Source organism: Streptosporangium sp. H13245 (assembly GCF_055690525.1).
This window is the reverse complement of the sequence record NZ_JBSZKT010000021.1, coordinates 50,559-71,813: the sequence shown is the minus strand read 5'-3', so window position 1 is coordinate 71,813 and position 21,255 is coordinate 50,559. Positions and strand designations below refer to the sequence as shown.

Genomic DNA, 21,255 nt, shown 5'->3' with positions numbered 1-21,255 from the left:
AGGGAGACGGACAGGATGTCGCACGGCCCTTTCGACCTGCGGGGAATCCCGCTGGCGCTTCACCTGAACGGTCCCGTCGATGTTCCGGCGCTGCTGGGCGCGTGCGCCGACGTGGCCGGAAGGCACCCGGTGCTCGGGCGTGTCAGGGTCGCCCGTACGGAGTCGACCCCGGAGCGCTATCCCGGGGTCGCCACGGCCGAGGCCGCACGCCCGTTCGACCTGGAACGCGGCCCGCTCGCCCGGTTCACGCTGGTCACGGTGGGTCCCGAGCGCGTCAGGCTGCTCTTCACGGCGCACGCGCGAGTGTTCGACGCGGACTCCAAGGACGTCCTGGTCCGCGACCTGGCCGACGCCTACTTCTCCCGGGCCGCCCTGCCGGGGCTGACGTCGCACTCCTCCCCGGTCCCGTTGCCGTACGGCTCGCCGCCCGCGCGGGCGGACCGGCGTGGCGGCTCCGGCGCCTCCCGGGCGTCGTCCGGCGGCGCCGGGGAGTCCCGGAGGGGCGGAGGGGAGCCCTGGAAGGGCGCCGAGGAGTTCTGGAAGGAGCGTGACCGCGAGCCCGCGGAGCTGGTCCTGCCCGGTCTGCGCGCCGTCCCGCACGGCACCGGCCCCGGGGAGATCGTCGAGATGGTGCTCGGCGGCGCGGAGTCCGGGGCGCTCACCGAGGCCGCCACGGCGCTCGGCGCGACCAGGTTCGAGCTGCTGCTGGCGGCCGTGGGCGTGCTGCTGCGCCGGTACGGCACCTCCGCGTCACCGCTCGCCCTCGACCTCGGCACCCGGACCCGCGAGACGCGCGACCGCATCGGGCCGTTCGTGGCGCGGGTGCCGTTCGTCCCGCATCCCGCGCTTGACGAGGGGTTCCCCGGCTACCTGCGCACGGTCAGGGACGAGCTCCACGCCATGTACCGGTTCCGGCACGCGCCCCCGGAGCCGCCCTCCTCGCCGGTGCTGCTCAGCTACCGCAGGAGGGCGGCCGTCCCGGAGTTCCCCGGTGTCGGGGCGGGCGTGGAGTGGACGGTCTTCAACGGGGCCGCCCACGGCGCGCTGCACCTCCAGGCCGTGGACGCCGGACCGAGCCTCACCCTCGGCCTCCGCTTCAACCCCGCCGCGATCGGCCACGACGACGTGTCCAGGATCGCGGGTCACCTGCGCGCGCTGCTGCGCGCCATCTCCGCCGCCCCCCGCGCGAAGGTCGCGGACCTGGCGGAGCCACCCCACCCCATGCCTCAAGAGGAGTCTCCTGTGACCGACCTGTTCGTCCCGGCCCCCGACAACGTGACGGAACCCCCCGCCGGGGAGGATCCGATCACCGCGCAGGTGCGGGAAATCTGGCAGGAGATCCTCCGCCTCGACGACATCGGGCTGGACGAGGACCTCTACGACCTCGGCGGGCACTCGCTGACCATCACCCAGATCATCGCCAGGACCCGCCGCAGGCTCGGCGTGGAGGTCTCCCTGGACGTCTTCTTCGACAACCCCACCATCGCCGGCGTCGTCGAGGAGGTCACGCGTCTGCGGGGCGAGGTCGCGTGAGCACGCTCTCGTACGCCCAGGAACGCCTGTGGTTCCTGGACCGGCTCACTCCCGGGGACGGGACGTACAACATGATCGTCTGCGAGCGGCTCACCGGGCCGCTCGACGCCGACGCCCTGGAACGGGCGCTGGGCGAGGTCGTGGCCAGGCACGAGGCGCTGCGGACCGTCTTCCCCGAGGCCGGGGGCTCTCCGGTCGCGAGGGTCCTGGATCCCGCACCGCTGGTCATGGAGAGGCTCGACCTGACCGGCGAGCCTCCGTACGGGACGCCGGAGCGGGGGACGCGGCGGGGGAGGCAGCGGGGGACGGACGGCAGCCTGGACGGGCCGCCACACGGACCGCCGCCGGGTTCGTCGTACGGGGTGCCGGGGGGTTCGCCGGGAGGGTCGTCGTGCGAGGTGCCGGGGGGTTCGTCGGGTTTGTCGCCGGGTTCGTCGGGCGAGGGGGCGTCGGGTTTGCCGCCGGGTTCGTTGCGGGGTTCGTCGGGGGAGGGGGTGTCGCGGGAGCGGGAGTTGGGGGCGTTGCTCGCCGAGCGGAGCAACCGGCCGTTCGACCTGGTCAACGGGCCGCTGCTGCGGGTGAGCCTGATATGTACCGGGCCCGATGAGCATGTCCTGCTGGTCGTCGTGCACCACATCGCCGGGGACGCCTGGTCGATCGAGCAGGTCATGTTCGGGGAGCTGGCGTCGCTGTACACGGCCTTCACCCTCGGGCTGCCGTCACCCCTCCCGCCGCCCGCGCGGCAGTACGCCGACTACGTGCGTGAGCGGCGCGAGCATCCGGTGGACGTCGCCGCCGTGGTGCGCGAGCTCGACGGCGTCCCGGTGCTGGAACTGCCCACCGACCGGCCGCGTCCGGCCGTACAGACCACCGAGGGCGATCTGGTGATCCACCGGATCCCGCTGGAGCTCTGGCGGGGGATCACCGCGATGGCGCGCGCCGAGCGGTGCACGCCGTTCATGGCCGTGCTGGCCGCCTACCAGGTGCTGCTCTCCCGCTACACCGGCCAGGAGGACTTCTGCGTCGGCACCCCCGTCGCGGGCCGCACCGAGGAGGAGTTCGAGCAGGTCTTCGGCGTCTTCATCAACACCCTCGCCCTCCGCGCCGACCTGGCGGGCGACCCGACCTTCCGCGAGACGCTCAAGCGGGTACGACGGCGCGCCTTCACGATGTACGGTCACGCCTCGGTGCCGTTCGAGCACGTGGTGAGCGAGCTGCGCCTCGACCGCGACCCGGCCAGGACTCCCGTGTTCCAGACGATGCTGATGCTGGGCAACCCGGACGCCGGATCGCTCAACCTCGACGGCGTCCGCACCGCGCCGGTGGCGTCGGGGCTGGCCGTGGCCAAGTTCGACCTCTCCCTGGACGTGATCGTCTACCCCACGCACGTCCAGCTGATGTTCTCCTACAACACCGGCCTGTTCGACCGGTCCACGGTGGAGCGGATGGGCGCCCAGCTGGAGACGCTGTTCCGCTCGATCGTCTCGGATCCTGGCCGTCGCCTGTCGCGGCTGGAGATCCTGCCCGCCGCCGAACGCGCGATCGTGCTCGGGGATGCTCCGGCGGTGGGGGACGTGCTCTCGGACGGATGGGACCCGAGCGTGGTCGCCTCTTCTCCTTCGGAGGACCGGATTCGCGGGGACGTGCTCTCGGATGATCCGGTCCGGGACCCGGGGGACGTGCTTTCGGACGAGTGGGACCCGGGCGCGGCCGGGGAGTCGCTTCTCGATCGGCTGATCGCCCGGCAGGCCGCCCGTACCCCCGGCGCCCCCGCCGTGATCACTCCTGCCGCTCCCGGCGGGGAGAGCGCCGTTCTCACGTACGGGGAGCTCGACCGGGCCTCGGACGCCGTGGCCGACCGGCTCCGGCCGCTGCTGGAACGGCCGGTGGGGTCCGGCATCACCGAAGGCACCGCTGAGGGCACCTCCGAAGGCAGCGCTGAGGGCACCGCTCAAGGCACCGTCGAGGGCGGTGTCGCAGGCGTCGAGGGTGGGGAGGCACGGGTCGCGCTGGCGCTGGCCGCGGGGCCCGAGGCGATCGTGGCGCTGCTGGGGATCCTCAAGGCGGGCGCCGCCTACGTGCCGCTCGATCCGGCGCAGCCCGCCGAGCGGCTGGCGTACCTGCTGGCCGACTCCGGCGCGCGTGCGGCGATCGCGGACGGGGCGGAACTCGCCGGGTTCGCCGGGCCGGTCGTCAGCCGGGACGACCTCGCCCTCTGGGCAGACCTCTGGACGGACGGCGATCCCGCCGGAACGGCGACGGGAAGCGCGGCCGGAAACGTGGCGGGAAGCGCTGATGGCGAGACGACGCGCAGCGCGGACGGAGAAGTAGCGGGAAGCGCGACGGCGGGTGAGCATGTCGCGGGGCACCCCGACCGGGCCGCCTATGTGATCTACACCTCCGGCTCCACCGGCCGTCCCAAGGGGGTCGTCGTCGGCCATCGCACGCTCTCGCACCTGGCCCGGTCGTTCAGGGACCTGCACGGGTTCGGGCCGGGAGAGCGGGTGCTGATGGTCCCGCCGCTCAGTTTCGACGCCTCGGCGGGGGACGTCTTCCCCGCCCTGATCAGCGGCGCCGCGCTGGTGCTGCACCCCGCTCCCGCCTCGCTGACCGGCCCCGCCCTCGCCGCCCTCTGCGCGGAGCACTCGATCACCATGGTCGACACCGCCTCGGCGCTCTGGCAGCAGTGGGTGGAGGAACTGGACGAGTTCCCCGCTCCGGTCACCACGATGATGGTCGGCGGCGAGAGCGTTCCGGTGGAACGCCTGCGCGCCTGGGCCGCGCTGACCGGCGGCCGGGTCGCGTTCCACAACCACTACGGCCCGACCGAGGCGACCGTCTGCGCCACCTCGTACCGCACGGTCGACGGCGCCGAGCTGGGCGCGGCCACGCATCTGCCGATCGGCGCCGCGCTGCCGCACACCCGCGTCTACGTGCTCGACCGCCACGGCAACCCGGCCCCGATCGGGGTGCCGGGCGAGATCCACATCGGCGGCGAGTGCCTGGCCCGCGGCTACCTGGGCCGCCCCGGCCAGACCGCCGGGCGCTTCCTGCCCGACCCGTTCTCACCCCGGGCGGGGGCGAGGATGTACGCGACGGGTGACCTGGGCAGATACCGGCCCGAGGGGAACCTGGAGTTCCTGGGGCGCACCGACCGGCAGGTGAAACTCCACGGGAACCGGATCGAGCCGGGAGAGGTCGAGGCGGCCTGCCTGGCGCACCCCGGAGTCCGCGAGGCCGTGGTCACCGCCGACACCCGCAGGCTGATCGCCTATCTGGTGGGGGACCGGCTCACCGTCGCCGAGCTGCGCGCGTTCCTCGCCGGGCGGCTTCCCGGCTACATGATGCCCGGCGCGGTCGTCACGCTTCCCGCGCTCCCGCTGACCTCGCACGGCAAGGTCGACTTCCGGGTGCTGCCCGAGCCGGACGCGGACGGCGGGGCTCCGCCGTACGAACCGCCGAGGGAGGGTACCGAGCGGATCATCGCCGCGATCTGGGCCGACGTGCTCAAGGCCGACCCCGGCCGCGGGCACAACTTCTTCGACCTCGGCGGGCACTCCCTGCTGGCCCCGCAGATCGTCTCCAGGATCGCCTCGGAGCTGGGGGTGACGGTCCCGATGACCGCGCTCTTCGCCGCGACCGACCTGGCCGGGCTGGCCGCCGCCGTGGACGAGCGCGCCGGTCTCCCGGACCCCGGGGGGTGGGCCCCGGAGGCCGTGGACCTGTACGCGGAGGCGGTGCTGCCCGGCGACATCGCGTACACCGGGGCGCCCGTCCCCGAGGGGCCGCCGCGCCGGGTGCTGCTCACCGGCGCCACCGGCTTCCTCGGCGCGTACCTGCTCGCCGGGCTGCTGCGCACCACCGACGCCGAGATCCACTGCCTGGTCAGGGGCGACACGCCCGCCGAGAGGCTGCGCGCCAACCTCGGCGGGTACGGGCTCTGGGACGAGCGCTTCGACGGCCGGATCGTCCCGCACGCCGGGGACCTCGACCTGCCGGGTCTCGGGCTGTCCGCCGGGGAGTTCGCGGAGCTGGCGGACTCGGCCGACCTCGTCGTGCACAACGGCGCCCTGGTCAACTTCGCCCTGCCCTACCGGCGGCTGCGCCGGGCGAACGTGGACGCCGTCCTGGAGGTCCTGCGGCTGGCCGCGTCCGGCCGCGTCACCACGCCCGTCCACCTGGTCTCGACGCTCGGCGTGCACCTGACCCCCGGGGAGCGCACGGTCAGGGAGGACGACCCGCTGCCGGACCCCGGCCCGCTGCACCTGGGCTACGACCGGAGCAAGTGGGTCGCCGACCGGCTCGCGGGCGCCGCCAGGGCGACCGGGCTGCCGATCGCGATCCACCGCCCGGCCAGGGTCTCCGCCGACAGCCGCACCGGCCGGTCGGTACCCGGCGACTTCCTCGGCCGCTTCTTCGCCACCTGCGCGCGCCTCGGCGCGGTACCGGAGGGAGAACGGATCGACATGGCCCCGGTCGACCACGTCGCCTCGGCGATCGTGCACCTGGCGACGAGCCGGGCCACCGGCGACTTCCACTACCACAACCCGCGCGTGCTGACCTCGGAGGAACTCGCCGAGGGACTGCGCGAGCACGGCTTCCCCGTACGGCTCATGCCGGGCGCCCGATGGCGGCGGCTGGTCCGCGACCGGCTGGAGATCGGCGACGACCTGCCGATCGCCCCCTACCCGGCGTTCTTCGCCGAGTACGGCGCGCTGCCCGGCCCGTCCTTCGACTGCTCGGCCACCGAGGAGATCCTCGCCGCCGCCGGGCTGGTCTGCCCTCCGGCGGACGGGAAGCTGCTCGACCTCTATCTCGGTGACCACATCGGCACCGGAGTCCTCCCGGGAGACAGCCGTGCATGACGGGATACGCCGGTTCGTCGTCATCTGGGCGGCACAGCTGCTGTCGATCATCGGGTCGAGCCTGACGGGGTTCGTGCTGGGCGTCTGGGTCTACCAGCGCAACGGCTCGGCCACCGAGTTCGTGCTGATCATGCTGTGCGCGGTGCTGCCCGAGGTGCTGCTCTCCCCGCTCGCCGGGTCGCTCGCCGACCGGTGGGACCGCAGGCGGATGCTGATGGCCGCCGACGCCGGGGCCGCCACGGTCACCGGAGCCCTCGCGCTGCTGCTCGCCTTCGGCTCGCTGGAGGTCTGGCACGTCTACGTGATCACGGTGGCCGGGGCCGTCTTCGGGACCTTCCACATGGCCGCGTACCACGCGATGATGCCGCTGATCATGCCGCAACGGCACCTGGGCAGGGCGAACGGCCTGATGCAGGTCGCCGACTCGGTGCGGATCGCGGCTCCGCTGCTGGCGGGAACGCTCCTGGTCACGGTCGGCGTCACCGGGGTGGTCGTGATCGACCTGGTCACCTTCCTGGTCACCCGGGTGGTCATGTTCGCCGTACGGCTGCCGCGCGAGGTCACCCGCCCCGGAGCCTCGGCCGAGCCGGAGCCGCTGCGCGGGGACCTGCTGTTCGGCTGGCGCTACCTGCGGGCCAGGCGCGGGCTGTTCCAGCTGGTCATGGTGCTGGCCGCGTACAACCTGTTCTTCGGGATGTCCGGGGTGCTGGTCCAGCCGCTGATCCTGTCGTTCGGATCGGCCGCGGTGCTCGGGGCGCTGATGTTCGCGGGCGGCGCGGGGGTCTTCGCCGGGGGGCTGGCGCTGAGCGCGTGGGGCGGGCCGAGGCGGCGGGTGCGCGGTGTCGCGGTGTTCGTCGCCCTGGGAGGGGTGCTGCTCGCCCTGCACAGCCTCGCGCCCTCGCCCTGGCTGATCGCGGTGGTGGCGCCCGCCTTCCTGTTCACGCTGCCGTTCGTGCAGGGCACCGGGATGACCGTACTGCAGATCAAGACCGACCCCGCGGCGCTGGGCCGGGTGCTCAGCACGGTCCGCACGCTCACCCAGACCGCCACGGTGCTCACCTACCTGGCCGCGGGGCCGCTGGCCGACCGGGTCTTCGAGCCGATGCTCGCTCCCGGCGGGGCGCTCTCCGGAACCCTCGGCGCCGTGATCGGCACCGGTGAGGGACGGGGCATCGCGGCGATCTTCCTGCTCACGGGCCTGTGCCTGGTGCTGCTCGCACCGCTCGCCTACCTCCAGCCGCGCCTGCGGAAGGTGGAGTCCGAACTGCCCGACGCCGAGGACGTGCACGCCCCTCCGGAACGCGCCTCGGAACCTGTTTCGGAACGCGGTGGGGAAACCGGCTCGGAAACCGACGTCGCGCAAGTCGCGCAAGGAGACAGCGATGCCGCTCTATCTCGACCCTGAGGAACTTCGCGGGGCGCCGGGCGCCCACCTCGACCTGATCGGCGCGATGGCGTTCCGGGCGGCGGGGGCCGCCCAGCGGCTGGGGGTCTTCGAGGCGCTCATGCCCGGCCCCCTCCCCGTGACGGAGCTGGCGGCCAGGACGGGCACCGACCCGGCGGGACTCGCCGTACTGCTGGAGGCGCTCGCCTCCCTCGGTTACCTCGACCGGGCGCCTGGACAGGTGTACGGCAACAGCCCGATGGTGGCGGACAGCCTGGACCGGCGGAGCCCGTGGAGCTACGCCCCCGCCCTGGCCTTCTGGCAGGACGTGCTGGCCGAACTCTGGGACGGCCTGGAGGAGTCGGTGCGCACCGGCGTCCCCCAGGTCGACTTCTACGCCTGGCTTGAGGAACGGCCCGCGACGCTGGCCGAGTTCCAGAGCATGCTCGACGGGATGGCCGCCGGGCTCGCCCCGCTGGTCGCCGCGAGCGCGCCCCACCCCGGGGAGCGCCTGCTCGACGTCGGCGGCGGGCACGCCCGCTACAGCGTCGCGTTCTGCCAGGCGTACCCCGGGCTCACCGCGACGATCGTCGACCTGCCGAACGCCCTGGAGGGCGGCCGGGCCAGGATCGAGGCGGCCGGGCTGGGGGACCGCGTCACCCTGCTCCCCGGAGACCTCGCCGACGCCCACCTTGGGACGGGGCACGACACCGCGCTGCTGTTCAACCTCTGCCACGGGTTCGACGAGGCGGGCAACCGCGCGCTGTTCAAGAGGGTGGCGGGCGCGCTGCGTCCCGGCGGCGCGGTGGTCGTGCTGGAGACCTTCGCCGACCTGCCCGAGGGCACGCCCGCGACCGTCGAGGCGTTCGTCCGCGCCTTCGGCCTCAACCTCGCCACCACCCAGGGCGGCGGGATCCACTCCTTCGCCGACGTCGCCGCCTGGCTGTCCGGCGCCGGATTCGGCCGGATCGAGCGGCGGCACGTCGACGGCCCCAACGAACTGCTCGTCGCCCGCCTGGAGACCGCATGAAGATCACCGTCATTGGAGCCGGTCCCGCGGGCACCCTCCTCGCCTGCTACCTGGTCAGGCGCGGGTTCCGGGTGGAGGTCCACGAGCGGCGGGCCGACCCCCGCCTGTTCGACGAGGACGAGAGCAGGTCGATCAACCTCGGCCTGTCCGCCAGGGGCATCGCGGCGCTCACCGACATCGGCCTGATGGACACCCTGTGGCCGCTCACCGTCCCGATGCGCGGCCGGGCCATCCACCTGCCCGGCGGCGCGGTGCCGTTCCAGCCCTACGGCGCCCACGAGGGGGAGATCCTCCACTCGGTCCTGCGCCACGACCTGATCACCACGCTCATCGACCACGCCGAGGCCCAGCCGGGGGTGACCTTCCACTTCCGGCACCGGCTGGTCGGCCTGGACCGCGAGACGGCCGCCGCGCGCCTCGTCCACGAGGAGACCGGGGTGGCGAGCACCGTCGAGGGCGACGCGGTGATCGGCGCGGACGGCGCGTTCTCGCAGGTGCGGGCGCACATGCAGCACGGGCTGCGGGCCGACCACCACCAGGAGTTCCTGGAGTGGGGGTACAAGGAACTGACCATTCCCGCCGCCGACGACGGGTCGGCCAGGACCAGGCTGGAGGCCCTGCACGTCTGGCCGGGTGAGGACGCCCTCATCGTCGCCCACCCCAACCGCGACAACTCGCTCACCGGCACGCTCTTCCTGCCCGTCGAGCGGTTCGGCGAGATCACCGACCCCGAGGAGTTCTTCGGGGAACGCTTCCCCGACACCCTCGGCCTGATGCCCCACCTGGCCAAGGAGTACGCCGAGCACCCGGTGGGGCACCTGGTGTCGATCCGCACCTCGCCCTGGCACCACCGGGACCGGGTGGCGCTCATCGGCGACGCCTGCCACGCCGTCTACCCCTTCTACGGCCAGGGCATGAACTCGGCGCTTGAGGACTGCACGGTCCTCGACCGCTGCGTGGGCGACCACCCCGGGGACCTCGGGGCCGCCTTCGCCGAGTACCAGCGGCTGCGCAAACCGCACACCGACGTGCTCGACGAGCTGTCCAAGCAGAACTTCGTGGAGCTGCGCGACCGGCTCCGCTCCCCGCTGCACCTGCTGCGCAAGAAGGCGGACCTGCTGCTCTCCCGGGCGCTCCCCGGCCGGTGGGTCCCGCTCTACACGATGGTCTCCCACACCACCGTCCCGTACGCGGACGCGCTCGCCCGCGCCCGGCGGCAGGACACCCTCCTGCGCCGCGCGGGGGTGGCGGTGGCCGTCGCCGGGCTGCTCGCCGCCGCCCCGGCCGTCGTCCGCCTCGTACGCGGCTCCGGCCGCCCCCTGACCGGCACCGACCTCGCACCCGCCGTACATGTCGTACGCGATGCCGATCTCACGTCTCCCGTACGCGCCGCACACGTCGTACGTGGCACCGATCTCACATCCTCCGTACGCGCCGCACACGTCGTACGCGATGCCGACCCCGCACCTCTCGTACGCGCCGCCGACGCCGCACACGTCGCACGCGGTGCCGACCCCGAACGCCGCACCGTCTTCGCACGTCTCGTACGCCTCACGCACCTCGCACGTCGCGCACGCCTCGCACAGCGAAACACCCGGAAGGGCGAACCACCATGCTGACCGATCCCGCGGATCCTTCTCGCGTCCTCCTGGAGACCGCCGATCTGGCCGGTGACCACGATCTGGTCCTGCGCTACCGCACCCCGCTCAGGGAGATCGTCACCTGGGCACGAGAGTACCTCTGCCGCCCCCACGAGGAACTGGGCAGGAAGGGGCCCGTCTGCCCGTACGCCCAGACCGCGCTGGAGCGCGGCACCTTCTACCTGGCGGTCCGCCCCGGGCGGCCCGGCGGGCCCGAGGCCGCCGAGACCCTCGCCGGCTACCGCGACTGGTTCCCGAGACTGCCCGCGACGCCGGGGGTGTCCGCGCAGTACCGCACGATCCTGGTCCTCTTCCCCGACCTGCCGGAGTCCGAGGCGGCGGCGGTGATCGACTACGCCCAGGAGGCGCTCAAGTCGCGCTACGTCTCGGAGGGGCTGATGATCGGGGAGTTCTACCCCGGGCCGCCGCCCAAGGCGGGGCTGTGGAACCCCTCCTTCCTCCCGCTGGGCAGCCCGGTCCCGCTGCTGGCGATCCGGCACATGGTCGCCACCGACTTCCCGTTCCTGCGTGACGACCCCGCGCAGGTCGCGGCGTACCTGGAACGTTTCGGCGACCGTCCGCCCGCCGCCCTCAGGGCGGAGATCCAGGCCGTCGCGGACCGCTACGGCCTGGTGCCCGCGAACACGTCCTGCGCGCCGTCCCTGACGGCGTCCTGACGGGAGGACAAAGAACACGGCCCGCCCCCGAGGTTCTCGCGGGGGCGGGCCGTGTCGTTTCCGGTACGTACTCGTCGGCCCCGTGTGACCGGGGCCGCCCGGCTGCGGCAGGAGCGGCCGGGCGGCGGGATGTGGCCGGTGCCGTTCCGAACGGAGGAGCGGAGGAACGGAGACCGGCGGGGTGTGGCCGGTGCCGTCAGACGCCGAGGAGCTCGGCGGCGGCCTGGGCGTTGGCGCGGGCGGCGCCGTAGGTGGCCAGGTAGGTGACCCCCTCCGGGCGCCAGATCGGCAGGCCCATCTCGACCACCGTGGCGTCGGGGCGGGCGGCCAGCAGCGCGGAGACCACCGACTGGCTGACCTCGTAGCGGTGGGCGTCCTTGACGACGACGACCAGGGAGCGGCCGGTGGCGCGCTCCAGGATGTCCGCCACGTCGGCCACCTCCGGCTTGACCCGCAGCACCTCCGCCTGCGGCAGCAGCGGCGTGAAGCCCCACGGCACGTCGCCGACCGCGATGGTCGGCGGGGTGTCCACTTCGACCACCAGCGGGTCGACCAGGGGAGCGGCCGAGCCGGTGAGGCTGACCGCGCGGCGGGCGGCGGTGAGGCCGATCACGTCCCGCTCGGCCTCGCCGGTGCGGGGCGTGCCGAACCAGGCGCGCAGGGCGGCGACCCGCTCGGCCGCGGCCTCCAGGCGGGCCGCGGGGAGCCGTCCGTCGTGGACGGCCGCGACGATCTCGTCAACGATGAGACGGATGTCGTCCTCGGTGGGGATCGGGCCGAGGCAGAGCAGGTCGGCCCCGGCGGCGAGGGAGAGCACCGAACCCCCGGCGAGACCGTAGGCGGCGGTGACGGCCTTCATGTCGAGGGCGTCGGTGATGACCACACCCTCGTAGCCCATCTCGCCGCGGAGCAGGCCGGTCAGGGCGGCGGGGGAGAGCGTCGCGGGAAGCGTGCCGGTGACGGCGGGGACGCGGACGTGCGCGGTCATGATGGACCTGGTCCCGGCCTCGATCGCGGCACGGAAGGGCGCCAGCTCGCGCTCGCGCAGCAGCTCCAGGGAGGCGTCGACGAGCGGCACCTCCAGGTGGGAGTCCTGCCGGGTCGCGCCGTGGCCGGGGAAGTGCTTGACGCAGGCGGCCACCCCCGCCGACTGCAGGCCGTGGACCGCGGCGACGGTGTGCCGGGCGACGAGCGCGGTCTCCGCCCCGAACGAACGGGTGCCGATCACCGGGTTGTCGTCGGCGGTGTTGACGTCCGCGGACGGTGCCATGTCCAGGTTGACGCCGCACCGGGCCAGGTCGTCGCCGATGGACCGGTAGACCCGCCGGGTGAGCTCGACGTCGTCCACGGCGCCGAGGGCGGCGTTGCCGGGGTACGGGCTGCCGACGTGGTAGGCGAGCCGGGTGACGTCACCCCCCTCCTCGTCCAGCGATATGACCGGATCGGCGGACGCGCGCAGGCGGGAGGTGAGAGCGGACAGCTGTGCGGCGTCGGCGACGTTGAAGCCGAAGAGCGTGACGCCGCCGAGACCGTTCTCCAGCTCCCGCAGGACCCACTCGGGCGCCTCGGTGCCCTGGAACGCGGCGAGCAGCGTACCGGCCGCGAGACGACGCAGCCCCTGATCGCCGCGTTCCGCGATGAACTCAGACATGGCGGTAGGTGTTCCTTACCTGAGATGTAGGGGGGTGTCGGACATGGAGGTAAACAATGAGAAAACAGACAGGGCTGGTACGGCCCGCGCCTTGTGGGTGCGTGCCGTACCAGCACCGATGGGATCAGCCCTTGACGGCGCCCGCGACGAGTCCGGAGACCATCCGCCGCTGCACCAGCAGGAAGAAGACGATGACCGGGATGGTCATCAGGGTGGAGGCGGCCATGATGCCGCCCCAGTCCACCGACCGCTGGCTGACGAAGTAGCGCAGCGCCACGGGCATGGTGTAGCTGCCCTGGTCGCCGATGAGCGTCAGCGCGAACACGAACTCGTTCCACGCGGTGATGAACGAGAAGATGCTGGTCGCCACCAGCCCGGGGGCCACCAGTGGGAACAGCACCTTCCAGAAGGTGGCGAACCGGCTCGCCCCGTCGATCCAGGCGGCCTCCTCCAGCTCCTTGGGCACCGCCGCGACGAAGGTGCGCAGCATCCAGATGGCGAACGGCAGCGTCATGGCGACGTTCACCACGATGAGGCCGAGGAGCTGGTCGTACAGCCCGGCCCGCCTGACCATCATGAACAGCGGGATGAGCAGCGCCTCGCCGGGGACCATCTGCACGATGAGCAGCAGGATCAGGAACGAGGTGCGCCCGCGGAAGCGGAAGCGGGCCACCGCGGTCGCCGCCAGCAGGGAGAACACCGCGCCGATGAGCACGGTGCCGAGGGCGACGATGGAGCTGTTGAGCAGGTAGCGCCAGATGGAGTGGCCCGCGACGCCCTCGGTGAAGACCCGCTTCACGTGTTCGAGCGTGGGGTCGGTGGGGAACGGGATGAAGTCCGTCGTGAAGATCTGCTCGCTGCTCTTGAAGGCCGTGGTCACCATCCAGTAGACGGGGAACACCGCGAACAGGAACACCACGACGGCCATCGTGTTCAGGCCGAGCTTGCCCAGCTTCTTGCGCCTCTTGAGGCTGCCCTGCGTCCCGTACGCGGGCTTCCCGCGCCGGGGTGCCCGGGTGTCGTAGGTGGTCATCGCACGTCCTCCGTCTTCACGATCTGGCGGACGTAGAAGAAGGTGATGACGAGCAGGATCAGCGTCAGCACCACCGCGATGGCCGCGCCCATGCCCATCTTGGGCGGCGCGCTGAAGGCCTGGGTGAAGGCGAACAGCGACAGGTTGAACGCCTCCCGGTTGGACGTGCCGCCCGCCAGCACGAACAGCTGGGTGAAGACCTTGAAGTCCCAGATCACCGAGAGGACCGTCAGCACCGCGAAGACCGGCTTCAGCAGCGGGAAGGTGATCCTCCAGAAGATCCGCCACGCGGAGGCGCCGTCCACCCTGGCGGCCTCGTACAGCTCCTGGGAGATGCTCTTCAGCCCGGCCAGGATCGACACCGCGATGAACGGGAACGACGCCCAGACCACCGCGATGATCAGCACGATGTAGATGGTGAACGCGTCGTTGAGCCACGGCTCGCCGGTCCAGTCGGAACGGCCGAACAGCAGGGAGGAGAACCAGTCGGGCAGCGCGTTCAGCGCCCAGTTGATGACGCCGGACTCCGCGTCGAACAGCCAGCGCCAGATGATCGCGGTGGCGATCTGCGGGGTGGCCCAGGCGGCCATGATGCCGACGATCAGGAAGGTCGACATCTTCTTGCCCAGCTTGTGCAGGAGCAGGCCAACCAGGGTGCCGAGGACCAGGGTGCACGCCACCGTGACGACGGCGAAGACGACGGTGTTGCGGAGGGAGGTCCAGAACAGCTCGGACTCGACCAGCTTCTGGTAGTTCTCCAGGCCGACGGACTCGGCCGGCACTCCCCGGATCTGCCGCAGTCCCACGTTCTGGAAGGACATGACGACCATCTGGTACAGCGGGTAGAGCAGCAGGCCGGCGATGACGAGCAGGCCGGGGACGAGCAGCGCGTAGGGGACGACCCAGGCGGGCAGTCCGCTGGACTTGCGCGGGGGCGTGGCGCCTCGGTGCCCCCGCGCCGGGACGGAGGGGGTGCCCCCGTCCCGGGCGATGGTTGAGGTGTTCGCCATGGTTACTGGTTCAGGATCTCTTCGAGTTCCTTGTTGGCGTCGGTCAGCGCGGTGTCGACGTCCTTCTTACCCTCGATGACCGAGCGGGCCGCGCTCTGCAGGACGGCCTTGGTGTCGTTCGCCTCGGCCCAGTTGGTGTCGTTCGGGAAGCCCTTGGCGACCTTGAAGGTCTCGGCGAACGGCGCCTGCACCGGGTCGGCGGCGTACTCGGTCAGCGCCTCCGGGTAGAGCGGCAGCAGGCCACCCTCCTTGGCGTAGCGGGTGCCGAACTCCTTGCCGGCGGCCAGCTTGACGTACTCGGCGGACAGCTCGACGTTCTTGCTGTCCTTCCAGATGGCGATGTCGTTGCCGCCCTGGAAGGCCGGGGCCGGGCCGCTGCCGTCCTTGGCCGGGAGCGAGAAGAAGGCCATCTTCGCGTCGTCGACCTTGCCGCCGCTCTGCTCCTTGATGGTGGTGATGTCCCAGCCGCCGGTCACGTACATGCCGACCTTGCTGTTGGCGAAGCGGGTCGCGATGTCCACCGAGTTCTGGGTCAGGGCGGACTTGCGCGAGACGCCGTGCTTGGTCACCAGGTCGGTGTAGTACTGGAAGCCCTCCTTGAAGCCGGGCTCCGTCAGCTTGCCGACCCACTTGCCGCCCTCGAAGGCGGCGAAGTCGCCACCGGCCGACCAGACGAACGGCGAGAGCGACATGTTGGCGTCGGAGCCGCCGTTGAAGGCGAAGCCGTCGACGTCCTTGCCCTTCTCGGCGACGATCTTCTTGCCCGCCGCGACGAGGTCCTCCCAGGTCTTGGGCACCTCGATCTTCAGGTCCTCGAACCAGTCCTTGCGGTAGAGGACGGCGCGGGTGCCGCCACCCCACGGGGCGGCGTAGATCTTGCCGTCCACCGTCTCGTAGCCCCACAGGTTCTGCGGGATCTGCTGGAAGTCGGGCGCGGCCTTGACGATGTCGGTGATGTCGGTCAGCGCGTCCTGCGCGACCCACGCGGCCACCTGGTCGTTGCCGAACTCGGTGACGTCGGGGCCCTCGCCGCCGGCGAGCGCCGCGGTCCACTTGGCCTGCGCGTCGGGCCAGGGCACCCACTGGAGCTTGACATCGGCGCCGGTGGTCTCCTTGAACTTGGCGTTCAGGTCGGCCATCAACTTGTTCTGCTTCTCGTCAGGAGCGCCGAGGCGCCAGACGGTCAGCGTCTGACCTGCGAACTTGGGGCCGGACGCGGCGGGTGCCGTCGCGTCGGAGCCGGCGGCCGGGGCGGCAGGCTCGCTGCTGCCACACGCGGCGAGACCCAGGGCGAGGGCGGCCGTGGTGGCCGTCGTGGTGGCGATTCTCGCGAACTTCACTGGAGTTCTCCCTTTCAGGCTTTCGCCGGGGTTTGCGCTCAACTGTTATGGCCGGGGTCCCCGCGACCCTCTGCACTCACTGGGAGCTGTCGTAACTACCGCAACCCGCGGATCCGATCGCTTGCCTGCGGGCTGACTAGGGTTAAACTAACAAGAAACTTTCTTAAAAGAAACGATCGTTAGCGGATCGTGACGGGGAGGACGACCTTGCCCACACGCCCGGGGACCCCCCGGCTGCTGCGCCAGCTCAACGACCGCGCAGCGCTGGAACTCCTGCTGTCCAGCGGCCCTCTCACCCGGGCTGAGCTGGGAGAATATACCGGGCTCTCCAAGGTGACCGCGGGTCAGCTGCTCTCCAGACTGGAGGAGCGCGACCTCGTCACGGTGGTCGGCGAGCAGGCGGGCGGGCGCGGCCCCAACGCCGCGCTCTACGGGGTGGTGCCCTCCTGCGCGTACGTGGTCGGACTTGACGTGCTGCCTGACAGGATCAGCGCCGGGGTCGCCGACATCACCGGCACCCTCGTCGCCGAGGTCTCCGCCGACCCCAGCGGGCACGACGACCCGGTACGGCTGGTGCGGAGCGCGGTCGGCCAGGCGTGCGAGTCGGCGGGCATCGGCGTCGACCGGCTGCGCGCCTTCGTGATCGGCACCCGGGGCGTCGTCGACCCCTGCACCGGCGACGTGCGCTTCTCCTTCGACCTGCCCTCCTGGCACAACGGCGTGCTCGCCGAGCTCCGTCGCGACCTCGGCGTCCCGGTGACGATAGAGAACGACGTGAACCTGGCCGCGCTGGCCGAGCGCGCGTACGGGGCGGCGCTGGGCGTCGACGACTTCGTGCTCGTCTGGGCGGGGGTCGGGCAGGGGCTCGGCGTCATGCTGGGCGGACGGCTGCACCGAGGCTTCACCGGCGGCGCGGGCGAGATCGGCTGGCTCCCCGTTCCCGGCGAACCGCTCCCCACCGACGTGAGCGAGCCCCAGTCGGGCTCGTTCCAGCGCCTGGTCGGCGGCGACGCCGTGACCGGGCTCGCGAACGCCCACGGCATCGGCTCCTCGGGGCCCTCCGTCCCCGGGGCCTCGGGGGCCTCCGGGGACTCCGGCTCCGGGGCCGGTGCCGTGGGAGATGTGGGAGATTACGTCCGTACGGCCGTCGCGGAGGGCGCCGAGGCGTTCCTGGACGAGCTGGCCGGACGGCTGGCCGTCGGCGTCGCCGCGGTCGCGGTGGTCCTGGACCCCGGGCTGATCGTGCTCAGCGGCGACGTCGGCAGGGCAGGGGGAGACGCGCTCGCCGCCAGGGTGCAGGACGCGGTGGCCCGGTTCTGCCCCAGCCAGCCCAGGGTCGTGGTCTCCCGGGTCAAGGGCAACCCCGTACTGCGCGGCGCCCTGGTGTCGGCACTGCACCAGGCCCGCGAGCAGGTGTTCTCGGACACGGTCTGACATCCCGCGCGACGCGGTGGGTGCCGGGAGCGGGCGGTGCCCCCGTGGAGAGGTCCGCGCACCGTGGCGCTTGGGGAAGAATTGCCGCCATGCGTGACATCGTTCTGATCTCCGATGCCCGGGTCGCCACGATCCCCGTCGAGGAGTCCGGAGAGCAGCTGGTCGACGTACGGGGGCGGCTGCGGACGGACGGGCGGCTCGCCGACCCCGAGGGGGCCTTCGCCCACCTTCGGCTCGGGCTGCTGACCCGGCTGGAGGAGGCGCAGGCGCAGCTTCCCGGGGGATACCGGCTGCTGGTCGTGGAGGGGTACCGGCCACCGGCGACGCAGAAGGAGATCTTCGACGGCTACTCGGCGGAGCTCCGGGCGCTGTATCCGGAGATGTCACCCGCGGAGCTGCGCGCCGCGGCGAGCCGCTACGTGTCACCCGTCGAGATCGCCCCGCACACGGCTGGAGCGGCGGTCGACCTGACTCTGTCCACCGAGGACGGGACCGAGCTGGACATGGGCACCCCGCTCAACGCCACCCCCGAGCAGAGCGACGGCGCCTGCTACACCGACGCCCCCGGACTGTCCCCCGAGGCCCGCCACCACCGCAAACTCCTCGGCGTCGCCCTGGAGGCGGCCGGACTGGTCAACTACCCCACCGAGTGGTGGCACTGGTCCTACGGCGACCGCTACTGGGCCCTGACCACCGGCTCCCCGACCGCCCTCTACGGCCCGGTCTCCATCTGACCTCGTACGGCGCCGCCGGACAGTGGTGGCCCTCGCGGTCACGGAATTGTGTTGTTCGACAAGTAGGGCATTGGCTTGCTTCGGCGAGTCCGTGCCAATTGGCATTGCCCTTTTCCTCGGTAGGAGCATCCCTCGGTACTGGCATACCGAACCGGCGCTACTTCGTCGCGCTCCTCAAAGACCCTCGCTTTGCTCTGTTTGTCCTGTTCTGGTTCTCGCGGTAAGGGCTGCGTCACGAGAAGTAGCGTGGAAGTGGCGACGGTTTGGCGTATTGGTGCCACGCATCCTGCGTCACGGTTGAACTCAGGCCGAACCTGGCCTACTCCACAGGGCGTCTCGATTGTGAGGAGACGAGGGTGCCCCCGACAACCATCGATTTGATCGATCACCAAGGTTTCGGAGAGCTGGTCGACCACCGTGACATCGACCTCGCCGACCATGTCGCTCCCCAGGGAGTAGCCCGTGTCGAGGTGCGCACGGCGCTGAACGGCTGGTTCAACACGGAGCGGATCGATGACGCGATCCTGGTGGCCGATGAACTCGTCGGCAATGCGCTCAAGCACGCCGGTGGCCCGGTCTCGCTCACCCTCGACATCTACGAGCAGTGCGCCGTCGTGGCGGTCGTTGATCGCGGCACCAACATCGACGCCGTCCCGGCCAATCCGTTCAACCCGTCGAACGACCTGGACGACATACCCGAAGACGGCCGCGGGATGTTCCTCGTGGCCCTCCTCTCGACCGCCTGGTGGGTGGAAAAGACAAAAACAGGAAAAGTCGTGACGGCGTTCTTTGCCTTGTCTACCGATGACCACTGATGGCTGGGAACGACCTTGCCTCAGGGAAGGAGCGTCACGAGATGGAAGGACCGTTGGATTTCAATCGGTGGTTCGGCCGGGCCAAGACCCTGATACTCCAGCCGACCACGCTGTGCAATCTCGATTGTGTGTACTGCTATCTGCCGTTCCGGCGACTCGGCAATGAGATGTCACCTGAGGTGGCTCGGGCCGTTGCCGCCTCGGCTGCGGATCTGACCGGCTCTGGTGACGAACTGGACATTGTGTGGCACGGCGGGGAGCCCCTGGCGCTGGGCCGACGCAAGTTCGCCGCCCTGCTCGCGCCGTTCGAGGAGCTGCGTCATGCGGGCCGGATACAGCACAGCGTGCAGACCAACGCCACTCTCATCGACGACGAGTGGTGTGATCTGCTCGCCCGTTACCACATCCACGTCGGCGTCAGCATCGACGGCCCGGCGGCTCTGAACACCCGGCGAGTCGATCTTCGTGGTCGCGTTGCCTTCGACCGGATCGTCTGCGGCATCCGCCGCCTCGCGGACTACGGCATCCGATTCTCTCTGATCGCCGTCGTGGGGGCCGAAAGTATCGAGCAGCCCGAATCCCTCCTGGACTTCCTCGCGGACCTGGGGCCGCACACCATCGGCCTGAACGTGGAGGAGATGGAAGGCGTCAACGACCAGCGGTGCGGGATCACCCAGGATCAGGCCGAACGCTTCTGGCATCAGGTCCTGGAGTGGCGCAGGGCTCACGACGGAGGGCCGGTGCTGCGGGAACTCGACCGGCTCGTCGGCTACCTGCGCCTCGTCCGCAGCGGGCGCGGCGACGAGTGGTGCAGATACGGCCTCGATCCGATTCCGACGGTGTCAGTGGATGGAGACGTGGTGCTGTTCTCGCCCGAGCTGTCCGGCATCGGCGACGACGCCTACGGCGACTTCCTTGCCGGGAACGTCCGCTCTCAGAGCATCGCCAGCATGCTGGATCAGGCGCACCGGTTGCGCTACACCCGCGAGTTCATGGCAGGTCTGCGACGCTGCGAAGCCGAATGCGAATTCTGGGACTTCTGCCGGGGCGCCCAGGCGTGCAACCGCTATTTCGAGAACGGCAGCTTCGCCACGACGGAGACCGACTACTGCCGACTCACCCGCCAGGCCCTCATTACCGCTCTATACACCGCAACCCAAAAGGAGAACGCGGCATGACCATGCTGAAGCACCTGGCCACCACGGATGCGAAGGTGGTCGACAAACTGATCAGTAGCGGAACCCCCGAGAGCCCCGATCCGATTCAGGCCGCCAAGTTCGACAACAAGCCAAGCTGGGACAACAACAAGGGGGGATTCGACAACAAGCCGAGCTGGGACAACTGGAGCAAGAAATAGCAGACGACCATCGTGGGCACGGGATCGCCGCGCCCACGGCGGGACCGCTCATCTCCCCTGGAAGGTAGGACAATGGACACCCGTACCGTGCGCGAGACGAGCGTTACGCTGCCGGACTTGAACGATGCGGACTTGGACGATGTCGATTCGCTGGAGGGCGAGCACGGCAAGCTGCGCGACTTCCGATACGTTGACGCCCGCCTGCGTGAGCTGTCCTTGTCAGGGACCCAGCTCATGGACGGGCGCGTCGTCGGCCTCACCATCCAGCGTGCCCGCCTGGACGAGTTGCGCCTGCACTCGGTGGAGTTCTCCGACTGCGACCTGTCCGACCTCCACTGGAAAGACAGCAAACTCTCCCGGGTCACGTTCACCGACTGCAAGATGCTCGGCACCGTGTGGGAGGGGATCACCCTCGACGATGTGGTCTTCGAGGGGTGCAAGCTCGACCTCGCCGCCTTCACCCGCGTACGTGCCACCGGGGCGGTCATCTTCTCGTCCTGCTCCCTGCGGGATGCCAGGTTCTCCGCAGCCGACTTGAGCGGTGGTGTGGCCATCGACGATTGCGATCTCACGCTGGCCGAGTTCAGCGACGGCAAGTACCGCGACCTTGACCTTCGCGGCACCGACTTGTCCGGTATTCGCGGAGTGAGCGCGCTCAAGCACATCATCATCGACCGGCCGCAGCTCCAGGGCCTCGCTGAGGCGTTCGCGGCCGAGATGGAGATCACCATCGGTTAGGGCCTGCCAACTGC

16 protein-coding genes are annotated in these 21,255 nt (G+C 71.1%); 12 read left to right on the top strand and 4 right to left on the bottom strand.

Going from position 1 to position 21,255, the window contains the following annotated elements; translation table 11 throughout:
* Positions 1–15: 15 nt before the first annotated feature.
* From ACW9TB_RS25480 to ACW9TB_RS25455, 6 genes are read left to right on the top strand one after another with little or no spacing between them, the layout of a single operon-like run.
* Positions 16–1,533: a condensation domain-containing protein gene (locus ACW9TB_RS25480; RefSeq protein ID WP_472750578.1), complete on the top strand. Its 1,518-nt coding sequence runs from the start codon at positions 16–18 to the stop codon at positions 1,531–1,533.
* Positions 1,530–6,398, top strand: a complete 4,869-nt coding sequence (locus tag ACW9TB_RS25475) for a non-ribosomal peptide synthetase (protein ID WP_472750577.1) — start codon at positions 1,530–1,532, stop codon at positions 6,396–6,398. Before ACW9TB_RS25480 ends, ACW9TB_RS25475 begins: the two co-directional genes overlap by 4 nt.
* Positions 6,391–7,803 carry an MFS transporter gene (locus ACW9TB_RS25470; protein WP_472750576.1) on the top strand — a complete coding sequence of 471 codons (1,413 nt, stop codon included), beginning with the start codon at positions 6,391–6,393 and terminating at the stop codon, positions 7,801–7,803. The genes ACW9TB_RS25475 and ACW9TB_RS25470 overlap by 8 nt, the downstream gene beginning before the upstream one ends.
* Positions 7,781–8,812: a class I SAM-dependent methyltransferase gene (locus tag ACW9TB_RS25465; protein ID WP_472750575.1), complete on the top strand. Its 1,032-nt coding sequence runs from the start codon at positions 7,781–7,783 to the stop codon at positions 8,810–8,812. The genes ACW9TB_RS25470 and ACW9TB_RS25465 overlap by 23 nt, the downstream gene beginning before the upstream one ends.
* Positions 8,809–10,431, top strand: a complete 1,623-nt coding sequence (locus ACW9TB_RS25460) for an FAD-dependent oxidoreductase (RefSeq protein ID WP_472750574.1) — start codon at positions 8,809–8,811, stop codon at positions 10,429–10,431. The genes ACW9TB_RS25465 and ACW9TB_RS25460 overlap by 4 nt, the downstream gene beginning before the upstream one ends.
* On the top strand, positions 10,425–11,129 hold the full coding sequence (locus tag ACW9TB_RS25455; RefSeq protein ID WP_472750573.1) for a DUF6875 domain-containing protein: 705 nt from the start codon (positions 10,425–10,427) through the stop codon (positions 11,127–11,129). Before ACW9TB_RS25460 ends, ACW9TB_RS25455 begins: the two co-directional genes overlap by 7 nt.
* A gap of 196 nt (positions 11,130–11,325) precedes the next feature.
* On the opposite strand, the gene ACW9TB_RS25450 is transcribed toward ACW9TB_RS25455, so the two are convergent.
* From ACW9TB_RS25450 to ACW9TB_RS25435, 4 genes are all read right to left on the bottom strand, one after another.
* Positions 11,326–12,780, bottom strand: coding sequence for a glycoside hydrolase family 3 protein (locus ACW9TB_RS25450; RefSeq protein WP_472750572.1), 1,455 nt, complete (start codon positions 12,778–12,780; stop codon positions 11,326–11,328).
* A 124-nt stretch (positions 12,781–12,904) separates the two neighbouring features.
* Positions 12,905–13,813: a carbohydrate ABC transporter permease gene (locus ACW9TB_RS25445; RefSeq protein WP_472750571.1), complete on the bottom strand. Its 909-nt coding sequence runs from the start codon at positions 13,811–13,813 to the stop codon at positions 12,905–12,907.
* Positions 13,810–14,823: a carbohydrate ABC transporter permease gene (locus tag ACW9TB_RS25440; protein WP_472750570.1), complete on the bottom strand. Its 1,014-nt coding sequence runs from the start codon at positions 14,821–14,823 to the stop codon at positions 13,810–13,812. The genes ACW9TB_RS25445 and ACW9TB_RS25440 overlap by 4 nt, the downstream gene beginning before the upstream one ends.
* 2 nt (positions 14,824–14,825) lie before the next feature.
* Positions 14,826–16,163, bottom strand: coding sequence for an extracellular solute-binding protein (locus ACW9TB_RS25435; protein WP_472750569.1), 1,338 nt, complete (start codon positions 16,161–16,163; stop codon positions 14,826–14,828).
* 207 nt (positions 16,164–16,370) lie between these two features.
* Here ACW9TB_RS25435 and ACW9TB_RS25430 point away from each other — a divergent pair, with 207 nt between their 5' ends.
* The 6 genes from ACW9TB_RS25430 (at position 16,371) to ACW9TB_RS25405 (ending at position 21,241) form a co-directional block, all read left to right on the top strand.
* Positions 16,371–17,597 carry an ROK family transcriptional regulator gene (locus ACW9TB_RS25430; RefSeq protein WP_472750568.1) on the top strand — a complete coding sequence of 409 codons (1,227 nt, stop codon included), beginning with the start codon at positions 16,371–16,373 and terminating at the stop codon, positions 17,595–17,597.
* Positions 17,598–17,686: 89 nt separating this feature from the next.
* Positions 17,687–18,331: a M15 family metallopeptidase gene (locus tag ACW9TB_RS25425; protein ID WP_472750567.1), complete on the top strand. Its 645-nt coding sequence runs from the start codon at positions 17,687–17,689 to the stop codon at positions 18,329–18,331.
* A 356-nt stretch (positions 18,332–18,687) separates the two neighbouring features.
* Positions 18,688–19,146: an ATP-binding protein gene (locus tag ACW9TB_RS25420; protein ID WP_472750566.1), complete on the top strand. Its 459-nt coding sequence runs from the start codon at positions 18,688–18,690 to the stop codon at positions 19,144–19,146.
* 41 nt (positions 19,147–19,187) lie between these two features.
* Positions 19,188–20,324: a cyclophane-forming radical SAM peptide maturase AmcB gene (gene amcB / locus ACW9TB_RS25415; protein WP_472750565.1), complete on the top strand. Its 1,137-nt coding sequence runs from the start codon at positions 19,188–19,190 to the stop codon at positions 20,322–20,324.
* Positions 20,321–20,503 (top strand): multiple cyclophane-containing RiPP AmcA, encoded by a 183-nt coding sequence (gene amcA, locus ACW9TB_RS25410; protein ID WP_472750564.1) that lies wholly within the window; start codon positions 20,321–20,323, stop codon positions 20,501–20,503. The genes amcB and amcA overlap by 4 nt, the downstream gene beginning before the upstream one ends.
* Before the next feature lie 72 nt (positions 20,504–20,575).
* Positions 20,576–21,241 carry a pentapeptide repeat-containing protein gene (locus ACW9TB_RS25405; protein ID WP_472750563.1) on the top strand — a complete coding sequence of 222 codons (666 nt, stop codon included), beginning with the start codon at positions 20,576–20,578 and terminating at the stop codon, positions 21,239–21,241.
* Positions 21,242–21,255: the final 14 nt, after the last annotated feature.

Bases quoted from the DNA above. Each gene is read 5' to 3' on its own strand.
- ACW9TB_RS25480 (WP_472750578.1), top strand. From the start codon at position 16: ATGTCGCACGGCCCTTTCGACCTGCGGGGAATCCCGCTGGCGCTTCAC.
- ACW9TB_RS25465 (WP_472750575.1), top strand. From the start codon at position 7,781: ATGCCGCTCTATCTCGACCCTGAGGAACTTCGCGGGGCGCCGGGCGCC.
- ACW9TB_RS25460 (WP_472750574.1), top strand. From the start codon at position 8,809: ATGAAGATCACCGTCATTGGAGCCGGTCCCGCGGGCACCCTCCTCGCC.
- ACW9TB_RS25455 (WP_472750573.1), top strand. From the start codon at position 10,425: ATGCTGACCGATCCCGCGGATCCTTCTCGCGTCCTCCTGGAGACCGCC.
- ACW9TB_RS25450 (WP_472750572.1), bottom strand. From the start codon at position 12,780: ATGTCTGAGTTCATCGCGGAACGCGGCGATCAGGGGCTGCGTCGTCTC.
- ACW9TB_RS25445 (WP_472750571.1), bottom strand. From the start codon at position 13,813: ATGACCACCTACGACACCCGGGCACCCCGGCGCGGGAAGCCCGCGTAC.
- ACW9TB_RS25440 (WP_472750570.1), bottom strand. From the start codon at position 14,823: ATGGCGAACACCTCAACCATCGCCCGGGACGGGGGCACCCCCTCCGTC.
- ACW9TB_RS25425 (WP_472750567.1), top strand. From the start codon at position 17,687: ATGCGTGACATCGTTCTGATCTCCGATGCCCGGGTCGCCACGATCCCC.
- amcB (WP_472750565.1), top strand. From the start codon at position 19,188: ATGGAAGGACCGTTGGATTTCAATCGGTGGTTCGGCCGGGCCAAGACC.
- amcA (WP_472750564.1), top strand. From the start codon at position 20,321: ATGACCATGCTGAAGCACCTGGCCACCACGGATGCGAAGGTGGTCGAC.
- ACW9TB_RS25405 (WP_472750563.1), top strand. From the start codon at position 20,576: ATGGACACCCGTACCGTGCGCGAGACGAGCGTTACGCTGCCGGACTTG.